At 65.3% G+C, this 16,072-nt stretch carries 15 protein-coding genes and 1 pseudogene; 8 read left to right on the top strand and 8 right to left on the bottom strand.

The features are described 5' to 3' along the window. Positions 1-29 precede the first annotated feature (29 nt). A complete protein-coding gene (gene kdpE, locus ACUXH0_RS08170; RefSeq protein WP_004628876.1) occupies positions 30-734 on the top strand; it encodes a two-component system response regulator KdpE in 705 nt (234 codons plus the stop codon). A gap of 6 nt (positions 735-740) precedes the next feature. Here kdpE and ACUXH0_RS08165 read toward each other — a convergent pair whose 3' ends face one another. Further along, the gene (locus ACUXH0_RS08165) at positions 741-1,739 is read right to left on the bottom strand and encodes a Bug family tripartite tricarboxylate transporter substrate binding protein (RefSeq protein ID WP_012436630.1); all 999 of its coding nucleotides are present in this window, start codon (positions 1,737-1,739) and stop codon (positions 741-743) included. A gap of 145 nt (positions 1,740-1,884) precedes the next feature. Then, positions 1,885-3,014: pseudogene (locus tag ACUXH0_RS08160) on the bottom strand (porin). 498 nt (positions 3,015-3,512) lie between these two features. Between ACUXH0_RS08160 and ACUXH0_RS08155 the strand changes: the two are divergent. Then, complete coding sequence (locus ACUXH0_RS08155) at positions 3,513-3,797, top strand: hypothetical protein (RefSeq protein ID WP_004628870.1); 285 nt, start codon at positions 3,513-3,515, stop codon at positions 3,795-3,797. Positions 3,798-3,943: 146 nt separating this feature from the next. On the opposite strand, the gene ACUXH0_RS08150 is transcribed toward ACUXH0_RS08155, so the two are convergent. The 4 genes from ACUXH0_RS08150 to ACUXH0_RS08135 all read right to left on the bottom strand — a co-directional run bounded on the left by ACUXH0_RS08150 (position 3,944) and on the right by ACUXH0_RS08135 (position 9,365). Beyond that, positions 3,944-6,142 carry a xanthine dehydrogenase family protein molybdopterin-binding subunit gene (locus ACUXH0_RS08150; protein WP_012436632.1) on the bottom strand — a complete coding sequence of 733 codons (2,199 nt, stop codon included), beginning with the start codon at positions 6,140-6,142 and terminating at the stop codon, positions 3,944-3,946. Beyond that, complete coding sequence (locus ACUXH0_RS08145) at positions 6,139-7,143, bottom strand: FAD binding domain-containing protein (protein WP_012436633.1); 1,005 nt, start codon at positions 7,141-7,143, stop codon at positions 6,139-6,141. The genes ACUXH0_RS08150 and ACUXH0_RS08145 overlap by 4 nt, the downstream gene beginning before the upstream one ends. A gap of 8 nt (positions 7,144-7,151) precedes the next feature. Beyond that, positions 7,152-7,892, bottom strand: a complete 741-nt coding sequence (locus ACUXH0_RS08140; RefSeq protein ID WP_012436634.1) for a 2Fe-2S iron-sulfur cluster-binding protein — start codon at positions 7,890-7,892, stop codon at positions 7,152-7,154. Between the two features lie 162 nt (positions 7,893-8,054). After that, entirely contained in the window at positions 8,055-9,365 is a 1,311-nt protein-coding gene (locus ACUXH0_RS08135; RefSeq protein ID WP_012436635.1) for a M20/M25/M40 family metallo-hydrolase, read from the bottom strand. A 183-nt stretch (positions 9,366-9,548) separates the two neighbouring features. Here ACUXH0_RS08135 and ACUXH0_RS08130 point away from each other — a divergent pair, with 183 nt between their 5' ends. Continuing rightward, on the top strand, positions 9,549-10,343 hold the full coding sequence (locus tag ACUXH0_RS08130) for a DUF1835 domain-containing protein (protein WP_004628859.1): 795 nt from the start codon (positions 9,549-9,551) through the stop codon (positions 10,341-10,343). A 104-nt stretch (positions 10,344-10,447) separates the two neighbouring features. On the opposite strand, the gene kefC is transcribed toward ACUXH0_RS08130, so the two are convergent. Together kefC and kefF are read right to left on the bottom strand one after the other, a co-directional pair. After that, positions 10,448-12,388, bottom strand: coding sequence for a glutathione-regulated potassium-efflux system protein KefC (gene kefC, locus ACUXH0_RS08125; protein WP_012436637.1), 1,941 nt, complete (start codon positions 12,386-12,388; stop codon positions 10,448-10,450). Positions 12,389-12,411: 23 nt separating this feature from the next. Continuing rightward, positions 12,412-12,975 carry a glutathione-regulated potassium-efflux system oxidoreductase KefF gene (gene kefF / locus ACUXH0_RS08120; RefSeq protein ID WP_004628856.1) on the bottom strand — a complete coding sequence of 188 codons (564 nt, stop codon included), beginning with the start codon at positions 12,973-12,975 and terminating at the stop codon, positions 12,412-12,414. 398 nt (positions 12,976-13,373) lie between these two features. Between kefF and ACUXH0_RS08115 the strand changes: the two genes are divergently transcribed. From ACUXH0_RS08115 to ACUXH0_RS08095, 5 genes are all read left to right on the top strand, one after another. After that, positions 13,374-14,069: a GNAT family N-acetyltransferase gene (locus ACUXH0_RS08115; RefSeq protein WP_004628855.1), complete on the top strand. Its 696-nt coding sequence runs from the start codon at positions 13,374-13,376 to the stop codon at positions 14,067-14,069. A 208-nt stretch (positions 14,070-14,277) separates the two neighbouring features. Next, positions 14,278-14,769, top strand: a complete 492-nt coding sequence (locus ACUXH0_RS08110; RefSeq protein WP_004628852.1) for a cupin domain-containing protein — start codon at positions 14,278-14,280, stop codon at positions 14,767-14,769. 124 nt (positions 14,770-14,893) lie between these two features. Continuing rightward, complete coding sequence (locus ACUXH0_RS08105; protein ID WP_004628851.1) at positions 14,894-15,028, top strand: hypothetical protein; 135 nt, start codon at positions 14,894-14,896, stop codon at positions 15,026-15,028. A 103-nt stretch (positions 15,029-15,131) separates the two neighbouring features. Further along, positions 15,132-15,431 carry a hypothetical protein gene (locus tag ACUXH0_RS08100; protein ID WP_012436638.1) on the top strand — a complete coding sequence of 100 codons (300 nt, stop codon included), beginning with the start codon at positions 15,132-15,134 and terminating at the stop codon, positions 15,429-15,431. Between the two features lie 21 nt (positions 15,432-15,452). Beyond that, the gene (locus ACUXH0_RS08095) at positions 15,453-15,890 is read left to right on the top strand and encodes a hypothetical protein (RefSeq protein ID WP_012436639.1); all 438 of its coding nucleotides are present in this window, start codon (positions 15,453-15,455) and stop codon (positions 15,888-15,890) included. Positions 15,891-16,072 lie beyond the last annotated feature (182 nt).

Here is a 16,072-nt window from a genome sequence, read left to right as displayed (position 1 = left end):
GGTCCGTTTTTTTATGGGCGCGCTCTACAATGCGTGCCATGCCGTTCACATTCACACCCACCGTCCTCGTCATCGACGACGAGCCGCACATCCGACGCTTCGTCCGCGCTGCACTGGAGGAGGAAGGCTGCGAAGTCCACGAAGCCGACCGCGTCGAGCGCGGCCTGATCGAAGCGGGCACGCGTCAGCCGGATGCGGTGATTCTCGATCTCGGCCTGCCCGATGGCGACGGCATGCAGTTGATTCGCGAGTTGCGCACCTGGACGGAAGTGCCGGTGCTCGTGCTTTCGGCCCGCGTGGATGAGCGCGACAAGATCGAAGCGCTCGATGCGGGCGCGGATGATTACCTGACCAAACCCTTCGGCGTGGGCGAACTGGTTGCGCGCCTGCGCGTGCTGTTGCGGCGACATGCCAAGCGCGGCGAAGACGGCGGCAGCGTCATCCGCTTCGGCGAGGTGGAAGTCGACCTGGCGCGCCGCCTGGTCAGCCGCAACGGCGAGGCGGTGCATCTCACCCCGATCGAATACCGGCTGCTGGCGGTGCTGCTCGGCCGCCGCGGCACCGTGATGACGCACCGCGAGCTGCTGCGCGAAGTCTGGGGCCCGGCGCATTCCGACAGCAGCCACTACCTGCGCATCTACATGGGCCATCTGCGCCACAAGCTGGAACGCGATCCGGCGCGGCCCGAACACCTGCTGACCGAAGTCGGCGTGGGGTACCGGTTTACGGCGTAAGCCGGCTCACTGTTCCTTGATGCCGGCGGCGCGCACGATGCGGCCGTTGCTGTCGTATTCCGCCCGGATGGCCGCGGCAAACTGTTCGGCCGTGCCGCCGGCCGGCACCACGGCGGCCTGCGTGAGGCGCTCGCGCAAATCGGGCGCAGCCAGCGCCTTGTTGATCTCTGCGTTCAATCGGGCAATCACGGGCGCAGGCGTCTTGGCGGGGGCGAACACGCCGAAGGTCGAGGCCATATTCGCCTTGGCGTAACCGAGTTCGGTGAAGGTCGGCACATTCGGCAGCGCATCGAGCCGGTGCGGCGCCCCAACCGCCAGCGGGCGCAGCTTGCCGCTGGTGATGTGTTGCATCAAGGTCGGACCGACGTTGGTCGACATGACTTCCACTTGGCCGCCCAGCGCATCCGTCAATTGCTGGCCACCGCCCTTGTACGGGATGAGCGTGATATCGACGTGCGCCTGCGACTTGATCTGCTCCAGCGCGAGATGCCCCACCGTACCCAGGCCCGATGTCGACCAGCGGATCGAGCCCGGTTTGGTGCGCGACTGGCTCAGCATGTCGGCAAAGCTCTTGCCTGTGAACGACGGCGTGCCCAGCAGGATCATCGGCGCATACATGACATTGGCCACGGGCGCGATGTCTTTCTGCGGGTCATACGGCAGCTTGCTGAAATGCGGGTTGAGCGTGAGCGGGCTGACCGATGAGAAGCCCAACGTGTAGCCATCGGGGGCCGACTTGGCCACGGCATCCATGCCGATGCTGCCGCCGGCACCGGCGCGGTTTTCCACCACCACCGGCTGGCCCAGTTGCGCCGACAGCTTTTCACCCAGTGCACGCGCCACGTTGTCGGAAATGCCACCAGTCGGATAGGCGACGATGATGCGGATCGGCTTGGCCGGATAGTCCTGCGCTTGCACCGGCGCAGCAGCAAGCAACGGCAGACCGGCGCACAGTAGCGCAGCAGAAGCAATCAGACGACGGCGGGCAGTACGTGCGGAAGTCATGGCGCAATGTCGGAGGAAAGAAACGGAAAGAAACATTGTAGGCCGATGCCCAGGCAAGCTCGCCCCGGCGAAATACAAAAACGGCAGGCAAAAGAAAAGGCGCCCGAAGGCGCCTTTTCCGTTCCCAATCGAGTGACAGCGTCGATTAGAAGATGTGGCGGATACCCACGCCAACGCTCGTCTGGTTCGACTTGCCAACGCCGGTTGCGTTGCCGCCACCCGACAGTTCCGGCAGAGCTGCGTCCTTGACCTTGTTGTAGTCGACCGTGCCATACACTTGCGTGCGCTTGGACAGGGCGTACTCGGCCAGCAGCACGCCGGTGTAGCGCTTGCCGTCGTTGCCGGCGGTCAGGGCAGCGTTGTTGATGCTGTCGTAGTAGAACGCGCCCGTCAGAGCCAGGGCCGGGGTGATGTTGTACGTCACGCCCAGGATGCCGACGTGGTCACGACGCTTCGTGGCGCCCGGGGTCAGGCCAGCGCCCGAGGTGGCGTTGCCGTAGATGTTCAGGCCGAAGGCGCTGCCGCCGACGCAGTTAGCCGAGCTGTTCACGCAACCCGTGGCGTCGCTGCTGTCGATGTAGCCTGCGAACAGCTTGGCTGCAGCGATGGTGTAGTTACCACCGATACCCCAAACGGTTTGCTTGTTGCCAGCAATATCCTTGTGCTGCTGTGCGAATGCGCCGATGTAGGCCGGGCCGAATTCATAGGCCACCGTGCCGCCAACGTACGAGTTCTGGCTTGCAGCACCCGGCACTTCGCCAAAGCCGTAGGCCAGGCCGACCGACAGGCCGTTCCACTTGCCTTCGTACTTCAGCATGTTCGATTCACGCAGACCGGTCAGGCCGTAGTACATCCACGAATTGCCGTCGTAGTTACCCACGCCCAGCGGGTCGAAGTTGCCGCCCGTCGTGAAGCCGAAGTTGTATTGACGGCCCAGGGGATGGTGCCCAGGTCCTTGTTCGACAGACCCACGAACGATTGACGGTTGAACAGCGTACCCTTGCTGCTCATCGTGCCCGAGTCGGAGTTGAAGCCGCTTTCCAGCACGAACAGTGCCTTGTTGCCGCCACCCAGGTCTTCCGAGCCCTTCAGGCCCCAGCGGCTGTTCGACACAGCACCGCTTTCCATCTGGGTCACGCTGTTGCCAGCTTGGTTGGCGTTGTTGATGTAGTGAATGCTGGTATCGACAATACCGTACAGCGTCACGCTCGATTGGGCATAGGCAGAACCTGCGAACAGGGCGCCAACTGCGACCAGAATGGCAGACTTTTTCATGTGGGCTCGTAATAAAAGAGTTGTCTCAAACCGCCCGACCCCGTGTGCATGAGGTTGGGCTCCTCCGTTTCCTTAACTTCCGTGTCGGAAGTGCCGCGCAAATTTAACAAAAGCCCATATGCGCGGCAAAGCAATTCACGGAATCGTTCTACCAAGTGTGGTAAGCGCGCATCGCTCTTAATGCGCTGCACCAAATCGGCCTATGGCAAGGCTTGCCGGCTCGGGACGCCCTGCTGTGGTGCATCAACGCCGAGCGCTGGCTTTCACCCCATCTCTTGATTAGACAAAAAGGTTGGGAGATTGCCGGTGGCGTTACGCCATTGGCGCGCTTTTCAGCGCCGTTCACGCTGACTTGCATCATTTCGGCGCCGACAACAAACCGTTCGTCGCTCCACCGTGGATGCGGCATGCCTCCTGACCTAGGCTGTAGACCGTGGCAGGACATCAAATGACCACGCCTAAAACAGCACCGAAAATCAGTTGAAGAAGGAGTTCGCCATGCGACTCAAGCAAATGGGGTTGGCCGCCATGTTGGCGGTCGGGGCCCTCGCGGCGGGCAGCGCTTGGGCGCAGGCCAGCCGCGTGGAAGTGTTCGGCCAGAATGCTCGCGCCGAACGGTTTGACGTCTATAGCGACGGTGCCCGCACCGGCCGCTTCGACACGTATACAGAAGGCGCGCGCGCAGGCCGCTTCGATCCCTATTCGGAAGGCATGCGCAGCGACCCGGCCGGCCGCTCCCGCGAGGGCGGCGGCACGGTCTACGGGTATCCGGTTCCGAATTGATGCGCTGAACGGCATTCACCGCGTTCGTCACGCAGCCGTCACGCATTGATCAGTTACGGGCCTGTCTCCAGGCATCCTCCGTTTTCCGCCTCTTGGCCCACTCTGGCCCCGCTGGTGATGCGCCGGCGGGGCTTTTTCATGCGCGCTCAGATGAGCTTGTCGAGCGTGATCGGCAATTCGCGCACGCGCCGGCCGGTGGCGTGATAGACGGCGTTGGCGATGGCCGCCGGCACGCCGGTGATGCCGATCTCGCCGATGCCCTTGGCGCCCAGCGGGTTGATGTGCGGGTCCGCCTCGTCGAGTACGAGGATGTCGATGTCGGGCACATCGGCGTTGACGGGCACGTGGTACTCCGCCAGGTTGTTGTTGACGATGCGACCGTAACGCGGGTCCAGCAGGCTCTCTTCGAACAGCGCCATGCCTATGCCCCAGACGATGCCGCCCATGAGCTGGCTACGGCCCGTCTTGGCGTTGAGCAACCGCCCGACGCCGTAGCTCCCCACTATGCGCGAGACGCGGATCACGCCCAGGTCCGCGTCGACATGGACCTCGGCAAACACCGCGCCGAACGAGTGCATTGAGAACTTCTGCTTCTCTTCGCCCGGCTGCACCTTGGCGGTCACCTCGATGGGGCGACCATAGCGGGCGACTACGGCAGCCGCCGGTTCCCGAGCACCGCTGTGTGCGCTCAGAACACCATCGGCCACCGTGATGGCGCCCGCGTCCAGCCCATGCAGCGGCGAACTGGCGTCGGCAATGGCCGCGGCAATCAATGCATCGCGTGCCTGCTGGCCGGCGGCCTGCACCGCGGGCGATACGCTGGCCACGCTCTGCGAGCCGCCCGACACCGGCGCTTCGGGCATGCGCGTATCGCCCAGACTGAAGAGCACGCGGTCGACGGGCATGCCCATGGCATCGGCCGCCACCTGCGTCATCACCGTGTAAGTGCCGGTGCCCAGATCCTGCGATCCCGATTCGACCTGCGCCGTACCGTCGGGCAGATAGCGCGCCGTGGCAGCAGCCGCGCTGCGATTGGCTGGGTACGTGGCCGTGGCCATGCCCCAGCCGACGCGCGTAGTGCCCTCGCGCATGCTGCCCGGCTGCGGGTTGCGGCGCGCCCAGCCGAAGCGCTCGGCGCCCGTCCGGTAGCAGGCAGCCAGGGATTTGCTCGACCACGGGATGCGTTTTTCCGGGTCTTGGGCGGCATCGTTGCGCAGGCGCAGTTCCACGGGGTCGATGCCAAGCGCGTAGGCCATCTCATCCAGCGCGACTTCCAGCGCGAACGTGCCAGTGGCTTCGCCGGGTGCGCGCTGGAAGGTGGGCGTACCGACGTTCAAACGCGCCAGCCGATGCGTCGTCCGCTGGTTGGGCGTGTCGTAAAGCATGCGCGTGACGATGGCGCAGGGCTCGGTCCAATCCTCAATCATCGACGTGGTGGTCAGCGAGTCATGAGAGATGGCGGTGAAGCGGCCATCGCTGGCGGCGCCCATGGCGATGCGCTGCTCGGTACGCGGGCGCCCGCCGACGGGGCCGAACATCTGCGCCCGCTCCAGAACAAGCTTGACGGGCCGCCCCGCCTGGCGCGCGGCCATCGCCGCCAGCACCACGTGCGACCACACCGAGCCTTTGCAGCCGAACCCGCCGCCCACGAACGGGCACACCACACGCAGCTTGTCAGGCGACAGACCTAGCGTCTTGGCGACGGTGCGGCGCACACCCGAGACGTACTGCGTGCTGTCGTACAACGTGAGCGAATCGCCCTCCCACACGGCGATGGTGGCGTGCGGCTCCATCGGGTTGTGCGCTTCCATGGGCGTCCCGTAGATGGCCTCGATGCGCTGCGCCGCCTGCGCCATGCCGGAGGCCATATCGCCGCGCATGGTATCGGCCGATTGCGTCTGCACCTTGCCGGGCGAGTGCGCATCGGCGCGGGCGGTTTCGAAGTCGAGCCGCGCCGGCTGCTGGGCAACCTCTACGCGCACCATGCGCGCTGCGGCCTGCGCGTGTTCCAGAGTGTCGCCCACGACGACCGCCACGGGCTGGCCGTTGTAGTGCACCTGATCGTCCTGCAGCAACGAGAGCACGCGTCCGGCCGGCGGTTCCAGCGCGGGCTTGCCATCGTTAGGCAAGCGCGGCGCGTTCTCGTGCGTCATCACCAGCAGCACGCCGGGCATGGCCTGCGCAACGTGTGTATCCACCCGGGTGATTCGGCCGGCGGGCACCGTGCTTTGCACCAGCACCGCATGCACCAGACGCGGCACCTGAAACTCGGCCGAGTAGCGTGCCTGGCCCGTGACTTTAAGCAGACCGTCAGTGCGGTCCAGCGGTTGGCCGACGTTGCTCATGCCACGCCTCCAGTCGGGTCGGAAGCCACGGTTAGCGCGCGCGCCACCGCACGCTGTGCGAGCGGCACCTTGAAGCCGTTGTCGCGCAGTGGCTGTGCGCCCTGCACGGCCAACGCGCCGGCCTGGGCAAACAAGTGCGCGTCCAGCACCTGCCCCGCCAGCATCTGCTCCGCCGCATGCGCACGCCACGGCTTGTGCGCGACGCCGCCCAGCACGATGCGCGCCTCCCGGATCGTCCGCCCATCCGCTTGCAACGCCAGCGCCGCAGCCACCGACACCAGCGCAAACGCATAACTGGCACGGTCGCGCACCTTCAGGTAATGCACGTGCGAGCCGAACACGGGCGGCGGCAGATCGATGGCGACGATCAGCTCGCCGGGCCCGAGTGTCGTGTCGATTTCGGGGTGCGCTTCCGGCAGCCGATGGAACGCGTCGATCGGGATACGCCGCTCACCGCGCGCGCCGTGCACCACCACCGTGGCGTCGAGCGCGGCCAAGGCGACGGCCATGTCGGACGGATGCGTCGCCACGCATGCCTCGCTCGCACCCAGAATGGCATGCATGCGATTGAAACCCTCGCGCGCGGCACAGCCGGAGCCGGGCTGCCGCTTGTTGCACGCCGGGTACGCCGTGTCGTAGAAGTAATGGCAGCGCGTGCGCTGCATCAGGTTGCCGCCGTTGGTGGCCATGTTGCGCAGCTGCCCCGACGCACCCGAGACAATCGCCTCGCTCAGGAGCGGATAGCGCGAGCGCACCAGCGGATGCGCCGCCGTGTCGGCATTGCGCGCCATCGCGCCCAGTCGCAGGCCGCCGTCGGGCAACGCGCGAATCTGCGCCAGCGGCAGGCGGCTCACGTCCACGAGGCGCTGCGGCTGCTCGATCCCGCCCTTCATCAGGTCCAGCAGATTCGTCCCGCCGCCGATATAGCGCGCGCCCGGCTCGTTGCCCAGGCGCACGGCAGCCTCGACGGAAGATGCACGGTCATAAGCAATCGATTGCATGAGGCTCCTCAGGCACCGTTGCCGGACTTGGCAGCCACCACGCGAATCGCCGCCACGATGTTGGGGTACGCGCCGCAGCGGCAGAGGTTGCCGCTCATGCGCTCGCGTATTTCGTCTTCGGTCAGCGCAACGGCGCCGTCATTACCGAGCGCCGCGGGCGACGTGACGGTGCTCGGCATGCCGCAGCGCGCCTCTTCCAGCACCGCCACCGCCGAGCAGATCTGGCCCGGCGTGCAGTAGCCGCACTGAAACGCGTCGCGTTCAAGAAACGCGGCCTGCACCGGGTGTAACGCCGCACGGTCGACCACGCCGTCGTGCACGTGCGCCAGGCCTTCGACGGTGGTGATGTCCTCGCCTTCGTGCATGATCGCCAGCGTCAGGCAGCTGTTGATGCGCCGGCCATTCACGAGGACGGTGCACGCGCCGCACTGACCGCGGTCGCAGCCTTTCTTGGTGCCGGTCAGACCCAGCACCTCGCGCAGCGCATCGAGCAACGTGACACGCGGCTCCAGCGACAGCCCATACCGCTTGCCGTTGATATTGAGCGACACCGGCCTTGCCGGTGCCAACGCGGCCGGGCGGGCCGCACCTGGCGCCGAAACGCGCGCTGCAGCCGGCTCATGCGGCAGCGCCAAGGCCGAGGCGGCGGCGGCCGCGCTCTGCAAAAAGCCGCGCCGGCTCGGCCGCGCGGGCGCTCCCTCCGGTTCGCAGGCGGGGTCGTTCGATGCTGCGGCGGGATGTTCGGACATGGCGCACGCTCCACCGGCCGGGCGGCCGTAGCTGGGGACATGCGTCAGGGGAAAGCAAGCGGAATACCCGGCACCCGGGCGGTGGGAAGCCGCAGGGCAGCGGCTTCGCGCAAGAGAGCTGCTGCGGCGCGTGTAAGGCTTACGCGCCGCATTGCAGTGCGGTTACTTGGCCGGGCCGACGCGATCGCGCGACACGTCCATGATCATGCGCGTCAACAGGTACAGGCGCGGCACGATGGAGTTCAGGTCGACATATTCGGCGTCATTCGAGTGCGCGCCAAAGCTCGCCAGGCCAAAACGCTCGATCACGGGCGCCTTCGTCTTCGACGCGGCAAACGCGGCATCGGTGCCGCCGCCTTCGGCCTTGTCGTCAATCTCCAGCGTCTTGCCGAGTTCGCCATAGATCTTCTGAGCGTGTTCGGCCAGCGCGCGCGACGCCGGCGTGGCTTCCAGCGGCGGGCGACGGCGCTCGAACTTGGCTGTGACCTGCGTATCCGGGATCAGTTTGTTCTTGATGCGTTCGTTGACGGTTTCTTCCAACTTGTCGGCGTCGGCTGCGCGCAGCAGGCGCACATCGGCCTGAGCGCTGGCCGCGGCCGGGATCACGTTGCGGTTCGTGCCTGCCTGCGCCACTGTCCAGTTCACCTTGAGGCCCGTTTCGGGCTTGGACAGATCGCGCATCTGCAGCACCTGGTGCGACAGTTCGTACAGCGCGTTGCGGCCCTGCTCCGGCGCGCCGCCGGCGTGCGAAGCCTTGCCCTTCACATCCAGCAGGATCGCGCCGATGCCGCTGGTGGCCACCGACAGCTTGTCCGACGTCACGCGCGTGCCTTCGCACGAGAACACGGCGTCCTGCTCGGCGCCCAGCTTGGCCTGCATGGCCCGCGCGCCCGGCGAGCTGATTTCTTCATCGCCGTTGATCAGCACCGTGAGCGTGCCGTATTGCTTGAAATTGACGGCCTGCAGGATCGACACCGTGTGGAGGATGACCGCGACGCCGTTCTTGTCGTCGGCAATGCCCAGACCGTAGGCGCGTTCACCGTCGATGCGGAATGGCTGCTGCGCGAGCATGCCCTTGAGATACACGGTATCCATGTGCGCAATTAGCATGATGTTGCGCTTGCCATCGCCCTTGAAGCGCGCGAGCACCATCTTGCCGATCTTCTCGGGGGTATCGGCCATGCGGTAAGCGTGGTCGCTGGGGTCGATGAGCTTGACGTCGCCGCCCATGCCGCGCAGGCGCTCGGCAATCACGCCGGCAATCTTGTCCAGGCCTTCGATGTCCTTGCTGCCCGATTCGATCGAGACCAAAGTCTTCATGGTGTCGATCAGCGCGGGTTTTTCCTGCTGGGCGCGCTTGTAGATTTCAGCCGGCGGCACGGCGGCAGCGTGGCCGGCAGCCAGCGCACCGACCAGTGCGACGGCGGCCAGCACTGCAGGGCGCAAACCCTTGGGCAACAACGGGGCTCTCATGGATGTTTCCTCACCTGTTCTTAGTTATGGTCTGCAACAAAACCGCGATTTTCTCACGCCAGCCTGAGGATTGCCCGAGGGCTATCCCCCCTTCGGATAGGCACATGACACCGCGCAAAGGAATACTGATAGAGATGCGTAAAACGAAAGCGCGGCGATGACACTCTCGCTACAATTGCTGCCATGCAATACATCCATGTCGTCAACGGCGAAGTTGCCGGCGCCACACTCAAGCAGGCGCTCGCACAGGCTGGCCGCCCCGATTCCGTAGTCGTGCTGCGCGACGATCTCGCCGTCGGGCCGCTGGTCGACGTCGACAGCGTCGCCATGGCGCGCTCCGGCTTCTGGCAGCGCGTGGCGCCCAACAGCAACATCGATTTCGCCGCCGAGATGCGGGACGCACTTGCGTCACTCGCCGACCTGCGCGATGCCACCACGGAAGTCGCCATCTGGCACGGCCAGAGCGCGTCGGATCAGCTCATGCTGCGCCGCGTGGCGTTTCACCTGCATCAATCGCCCCAGCGCATCAATGAAGTCGGCATGGATGTGCGCGAACTTGAGGCGCCCAACGGTCAGGGCCCGCTAACTACCATCGGCATGTATTCAGGCGCCCGGCTGGCGCGGCGGTTTTCGACCATCGCGCCGGTGTCGGTGCTGCGCATCGGCCGCCTGGCCTACGAATGGCAACAGACCGTGCGCGAGAACGCCGATACGCGGCTATGGAAGGGCAACACGCTGGTACCGGTGTCGTACGGCACGGTGGATGAAGTGATCCTGGAGCATGTTCCCACTGACTGGGCCAGCGCACGGGACGTGGTCGGCAGCATCATGGGCGCCATCGACGGGCTGCTCGCCAGCGACTGGTTTGTCTTCTGGCGCTGCCGCGAACTGGTCGGCAACGGCCAGTTGCTGTTGCGCGGCGAGGCCGATTCGCTCAGCACCTGCGAACTGCGGCGCAATGTGAGCGTGGCCGTGTAAGCGCCGCGCAATCCTGCCAGTCTGCCCCGAGGAGCGCCCAAAAGCGCTCCTTTTTGTTTGTTCACGCTGCTTGCGCCTAGAACGGGGTTCATCACCAGCGCGGGTCAGCCGTCGCGTCGGATGCCCGCGCGCGCGGGGCAATCAATCGGAGCGTCGGCGTCGCCACCGTCACCTTCGTTGGCCAGGTCGCTGTCGGGCTGCATGCCTTCCACGTCGCTGTGGTCGTCGCCCTCGCCCCAGGGCATGCCGGATTCGCGCAGGCGCTTGCGCTGCATGCGGTCGCGCTGGAACATTTCGGTCAGTTCGTCACGCCCTTGCTGTGCAAGGGAAACGAGCTTCTTCTGATCGCGGTAAACCGGGTAGACCTGCTCCATTGAATTGAGCGTGTGGCGGCGGAACGTCTGCGCGATGCGGTGCGCTTCGTAGGGCTCCTTGCCCAGGCCCTCCAGCACCCGGCGGCTAAGCATGAGCGAGCCCTCGAACATCTCGCGCTCGATCACTTCCACGCCGCGGTCGCGCAGTTGGTACACGTGCGACACGTTGCGCGCCCGCACGTACAGCTTCAGGTGGGGAAAGCGCTCGCGCACGCGGTCGACCACCTCCAGGTTGGTTTCCATGTCGTCGATGGCGACAACCATCATGCTGGCCTTGTCGGCGCCGGCGGTCTCCAGCAGGTCCATGCGCGTGGCATCGCCGTAGAAGACCTTGAAGCCGAAGCGGCGCAGCATGTCGATCTGGTCGGGGTCGTGATCGAGCACGGTGGCGCTGTAGCCCTGGCTATAGAGCATGCGACCGACAATCTGCCCAAATCGGCCGAAGCCCGCGATGATGACTTCGTTCTCCTGCGGCTCGATCGTGTCGGGCGCGCGCTTCTTGCCATCCATGAACCGCGGCACCAGCACCTTGTCGTGCAGGAGCAGCAGCAACGGCGTCGCGGCCATCGAGAGCGCCACCACGAGGTTGAGCGCAGCAGCCGTCTCCGCACCGAGCACGTTGCCCGCCACGCCGGGGCCGAACACCACGAATGCAAATTCACCACCCTGCGAGAGCAGGAATGCAAACAGCCACGCCTGCCCGCGCGCAATGCCAAAGCGGTTGGCGAGCAGGCGCAGCGCGCCAATCTTGACCGCCAGGAACACCGCAACCAGCCCGATCACAGCCCACGGCTGGCGCATCAGCACGCCAAAGTCGATCGACATGCCGACGGCCAGGAAAAACAGGCCGAGCAGCAGGCCCTTGAACGGCTCGATGTCGGTTTCGAGCGCGTGACGGTATTCGGAATCGGCGAGCAGCACACCGGCAATGAAGGCGCCCAGCGCCATCGACAGGCCCACGCCGTGCATCAGCAGCGCAATGCCCACCACCAGCAGCAGCGAGAACGAGGTGAACATCTCGCGCATGTTGGTGCGGGCAATTGCGCGCAGCACGGGCCGCAGCAGGGTGCGTCCGCCAAAGATCACGGCTGCCACCACGCCCACTGCCTTGGCCGCCGCCACCCAGCTATGGCCGCCGGACGCGTCGCTTGCGTCCGTCGCCAACAGTGGCAGCAGCGCGATCATCGGGATGGCCGCAATGTCCTGGAACAGCAGAATGCCGAAGCTGGCCGTGCCAGCGGGCGTGCGCATGAGGTTGCGCTCGGAAAGCGTGGCCAGCGCAATCGCCGTGGATGACAGCGCCAGGCCCAGCCCCGCCACCACAGCTGAGCGCCACGGATGGCCCACCGCCATGACCGCCAGCCCGACGGCCAGCGCACACACCACAATCTGCAGCCCGCCGTAGCCGAAGATGCTCCGCCGCAGCGACCACAGCCGCGCCGGCTCCAGCTCCAGGCCAATCACAAACATCATCAGTACGACGCCGAATTCAGAGAAATCCAGAATCGACTGCACATTGGTGATGAGCCGCAGGCCCCACGGCCCGACGATCACCCCGGCCAGCAGATAGCCGAGCACCGAGCCCAGCCCCAGCCGACGCGCCAGCGGCACCGCTGCCACAGCCGCAGCCAGGTAGATGACGAAATTGACGAGCAGATCGTGCGATTGCATAGGCAGGGAAGAGATCGGAAACGTCAGGCGACGGAGTTGGCGTCGGCATCGGCCCGGAGCCAGGGCTGCAGTGCGGCGCGGACCTGCGCGATATGGGCGTCGATGACGTCAGCAGACGCATCGTCGGCGTCGTGCAGCACATGCGGCGGCTGCCATTGCATGCCGCACAGCGCGGCGGTCTGCTGCAGCGGCAGCAGGAACATGTCGAACGTGTGGCCGTGAACGCCATCCGGGTTGTAGGAATGCGCGCGGCCGCCAGTGGTGGCGAGCACCATTAGATGCTTGCCGCGCAACGCCGTGCCGCCCGGCCCATAGGCCCAGCCCATCTCCAGCACCACGTCGATCCACTCCTTGAGCAGCGACGGCGTGGCATACCACTGCACCGGAAACTGGAAGACGATCAGCTCCGCCGCTTCCACCGCTTCCTGCTCGGCACGCACGTCGATGTCGAAATCGGGGTAATGCCAGTACAGGTCGTGCATGGCCACGCCGGGCAAGCTGGCCAGCGCACGCGCGAGTGGCTTGTTGGCGCGCGACCGGCGCGGCGCAGGATGCGCGTAGATCACAAGAATGCGCGAGGGTGTCATGGAAAATCAGGAGGCTGGGGCGTCTTGATGGCGCATCTTCGCACGGCTATTGTTGAGCGGCGTTACAGGCGGCGATCGTACTGCGGGTAGTGATGTAACGCGTGCGGCACTTGGAAAGCGCACGCCCCATCTCTTTTGCGCGACGCAGCATTTACGTTGTTGCTGCACCACACCGCTGGAGACCTTGCTCAGATGCGCTAAATCAATGATTTATCGGGAAATTCTATGGAAAGTCTGACACCAGACTTACGGGGAAACCCTGATTGCACTACAATAGCATGGTGCATTGCACAACACTCAGTTGCCCCCCCCTGAGTGCCCCGGAGGTGTCATCCGCGCCTCCAACTCATCACTTGCCGCCCTCCACTGAAGGGCGCGATCAGAACAGGAACCGTGTCGTGAACCCGCTCGAACTGAGCAAGGCCATCGGCGTCGTCACCCAGGACGACATCGACAAAACGGAAGCCGCGCAAGGTGCGCCGCGTTCCACCGTGCTGGTGCGCGAGCTTGCTGCGCACCACCGGTCGCGCCTGCTCAAACACCTGCTCGCCCTGGGCGAGGAAGACCGTCTGCTGCGTTTCGGCCAGGTGGTACGGGATCACGTCATCGAAGCGTACGTCGACAGCATCGATTTCGACCACGACAAGGTCTTCGGGGTCTACAACGAGCGCCTGGAGCTGACCGGCGTGGGCCACCTCGCCTACCTGCGCGACAACCCGCAAGGGCGCGTGGCGGAGTTCGGCGTGTCGGTGTCGGAATCGGCGCGCGGCAAGGGCGTAGGCAGTGCGCTGTTCCAGCGTGCCGCCATGCACGGCCAGAACACCAAGGTTCGCACGCTGTACATGCATTGCCTGTCGCGCAACGCGGCCATGATGCACATCGCCAAGAAGGCTGGCATGCGCGTGCAATACGCCTATGGCGAGGCCGATGCCTACCTCGAATTGCCGCCCGCCGACACGATGAGCCTGTTGACCGAAGCCATCGACGAACAGGTCGCCGATCTCGACTACATGCTCAAGCGCAACCTGCGCGATGTGCGCCGTTTCGGCCAGCGCTTCTGGCGCTCGCTGGTGCCGCAAAAGCGCGCTGTGTAAGCGCATCGCTCTGCAACAAACGCCCGGCTCACCACCGGGCGTTTTTGTTTGGTGTTGGGCGTTGCTCGCCATCTCCCGCCTAGGGCAATTGCGCGCTTGTCAGCCGCGCGGGTGCTTTCCCTACGATGAGGATGCGGCACCTCTCGCTCTCCAGCGGCGGCCATCAGCGTCGCCCGCGAGCCGATGCCGAGGCAAGAAGGAGACGACGATGAAGACACCATCCGCGCAATCGATACTGCTGCCAGCGGCCATGCTGCTGTGCCTGGGCGCCGCGCCCGCTGCCGCCCAAGACGCCGCCATGGGCGACATGACCATGATCAACCCATCCGCCCTGAAGTGGGTCGACGCGCCGCCCGGCTTGCCCAAAGGCGCCAAGCTTGCCGTGCTCTACGGCGACCCCGGCAAGGACGGCCCCTACGTCGTACGCCTGAAAACGCCAGGCGGCTACAAGGTGCCGCCGCACTGGCACACCGAGACCGAGAACCTCACGGTGATCTCGGGCACGCTGTACCTGGGCAGCGGTGACACCATGGACATGGGCGCCGCGCATGCGCTCAAGACCGGCGGTTTTCACAACCTGCCCGGAGGCATGCACCACTACGCCTTCACCAGGGCGGCGACGGTGGTGCAGATTCATGGCACGGGGCCGCTCGATATCAAATACGTCAACCCGCAGGACGATCCCTCGCCCAAGCAGTGAAGCCCGGCACGCCACCGATGCCAATTGCCAGCCACCGGCAAGGTACATCAACAGCCGTTAACACGCCGCCGACGGGCGCTGGCTACCATGCCCCTCCACAGGTCAAGCAACCACGGAGGGGCAGATGGTCACCAAGGCCCAGGCCAGACCGAAAACCGATTTCGAGCGCTGGCAGGACCACGGCGACGCCGCGTACATCCGGAAACTCGATTACGTGCTCACGCTCATCCCGAAGATCGGAACCGCCGCATGCAAGTAGGACGCCTCCTCGTCGCCGTATCGCTGCTGACCGCACAATCGACCATGGCCGCAGATGCGCTGACCGGAACCTTCCGCGGTGACGGCGTGCCTGCTACGGCGCCTTGTTCCTGCGCTCGAACACCATCGAATGGAATGCCAGCTTCTTCAAGTGCGGCCCCACGCGCTACAAGGTAATCGAGCAGGACTTGTCCGGCGACCACCCGCACGCGGCCTTCAAGATTGAAGACCATCGCAAGCGCTGCGGCCTGGCCGTCATCGAGGTCTCGCGCTACAGCGAGTTCTCCTGGAGCGTAAAGGGCTACCAAACAATGGAGGCGTACCAGAAGCGCGAAGAACCCGACTGGAAGGATTCCGCCGATCCTGCACGCCAGGTCGCCCTGTGCGGCATGCGCAAGGAATAGCGCAGCCAACGCGCCGCCGCCATGCAGCCGCTCCAACGCTTCGCCCTGGAGAAACACAGGGGCCCGTATGAGCAATGGCCCATGCGCACGCGCGTGATTGTCGACGGCGTGCCGCACCCGACGCTCACCATCCCCGGCTACGAACTGCTGCGGCAGTACCAGACCGATCTCGGCTTCGTCCTCATCACCAATTACGACTGCCCGTTTGAAGAGGCCGTCTCCATCACGCTCGTCGCGCCCGACCTTTCACGCGCGATCAGCACCGGCACCATCGGTGCGGCGTACTACACGTTCTGGCTGGATGAGGTGGAGTGGATCGATGCGGACCACTTTCGCCTCACCTGCGAAGACGCCGTGGGCGATTGGCTGGTCACGCTGCGCGCCCGGCATATCCCGGTGTTATCCCCGGCGGTTTTCATCAAGCGCCGCGTGGCGCCACCGACCCAGCCTGCGGCGTAGAGTGGAACGCCGCCCTATGCTGCTCGCGGCTACCCAATAGACCGCCGAGCGCCGCAGTTTTGGCCTCATGTGTCGCGCTCAAACACCTGAATTCGCTTGCATGAGAGCGACACCTCGCCGTCAAACTGCGGCGCGCGGGGCTCAAAGGTTCGCACTCTGCCCAAAAACATCCCACCCATCGG

The sequence above is a fragment of the Ralstonia sp. 110700041-2 genome (assembly GCF_056280165.1).
Note: the sequence above shows the minus strand (reverse complement) of the source record. Positions and strands in the feature narration are given on the sequence as shown.

What these genes read in the sequence shown, in the direction of transcription:
- kdpE (WP_004628876.1), top strand. Translation starts at nt 30, where the DNA reads ATGCGTGCCATGCCGTTCACATTCACACCCACCGTCCTCGTCATCGAC.
- ACUXH0_RS08165 (WP_012436630.1), bottom strand. Translation starts at nt 1,739, where the DNA reads ATGACTTCCGCACGTACTGCCCGCCGTCGTCTGATTGCTTCTGCTGCG.
- ACUXH0_RS08155 (WP_004628870.1), top strand. Translation starts at nt 3,513, where the DNA reads ATGCGACTCAAGCAAATGGGGTTGGCCGCCATGTTGGCGGTCGGGGCC.
- ACUXH0_RS08150 (WP_012436632.1), bottom strand. Translation starts at nt 6,142, where the DNA reads ATGAGCAACGTCGGCCAACCGCTGGACCGCACTGACGGTCTGCTTAAA.
- ACUXH0_RS08145 (WP_012436633.1), bottom strand. Translation starts at nt 7,143, where the DNA reads ATGCAATCGATTGCTTATGACCGTGCATCTTCCGTCGAGGCTGCCGTG.
- ACUXH0_RS08140 (WP_012436634.1), bottom strand. Translation starts at nt 7,892, where the DNA reads ATGTCCGAACATCCCGCCGCAGCATCGAACGACCCCGCCTGCGAACCG.
- ACUXH0_RS08135 (WP_012436635.1), bottom strand. Translation starts at nt 9,365, where the DNA reads ATGAGAGCCCCGTTGTTGCCCAAGGGTTTGCGCCCTGCAGTGCTGGCC.
- ACUXH0_RS08130 (WP_004628859.1), top strand. Translation starts at nt 9,549, where the DNA reads ATGCAATACATCCATGTCGTCAACGGCGAAGTTGCCGGCGCCACACTC.
- kefC (WP_012436637.1), bottom strand. Translation starts at nt 12,388, where the DNA reads ATGCAATCGCACGATCTGCTCGTCAATTTCGTCATCTACCTGGCTGCG.
- kefF (WP_004628856.1), bottom strand. Translation starts at nt 12,975, where the DNA reads ATGACACCCTCGCGCATTCTTGTGATCTACGCGCATCCTGCGCCGCGC.
- ACUXH0_RS08110 (WP_004628852.1), top strand. Translation starts at nt 14,278, where the DNA reads ATGAAGACACCATCCGCGCAATCGATACTGCTGCCAGCGGCCATGCTG.
- ACUXH0_RS08105 (WP_004628851.1), top strand. Translation starts at nt 14,894, where the DNA reads ATGGTCACCAAGGCCCAGGCCAGACCGAAAACCGATTTCGAGCGCTGG.
- ACUXH0_RS08095 (WP_012436639.1), top strand. Translation starts at nt 15,453, where the DNA reads ATGCAGCCGCTCCAACGCTTCGCCCTGGAGAAACACAGGGGCCCGTAT.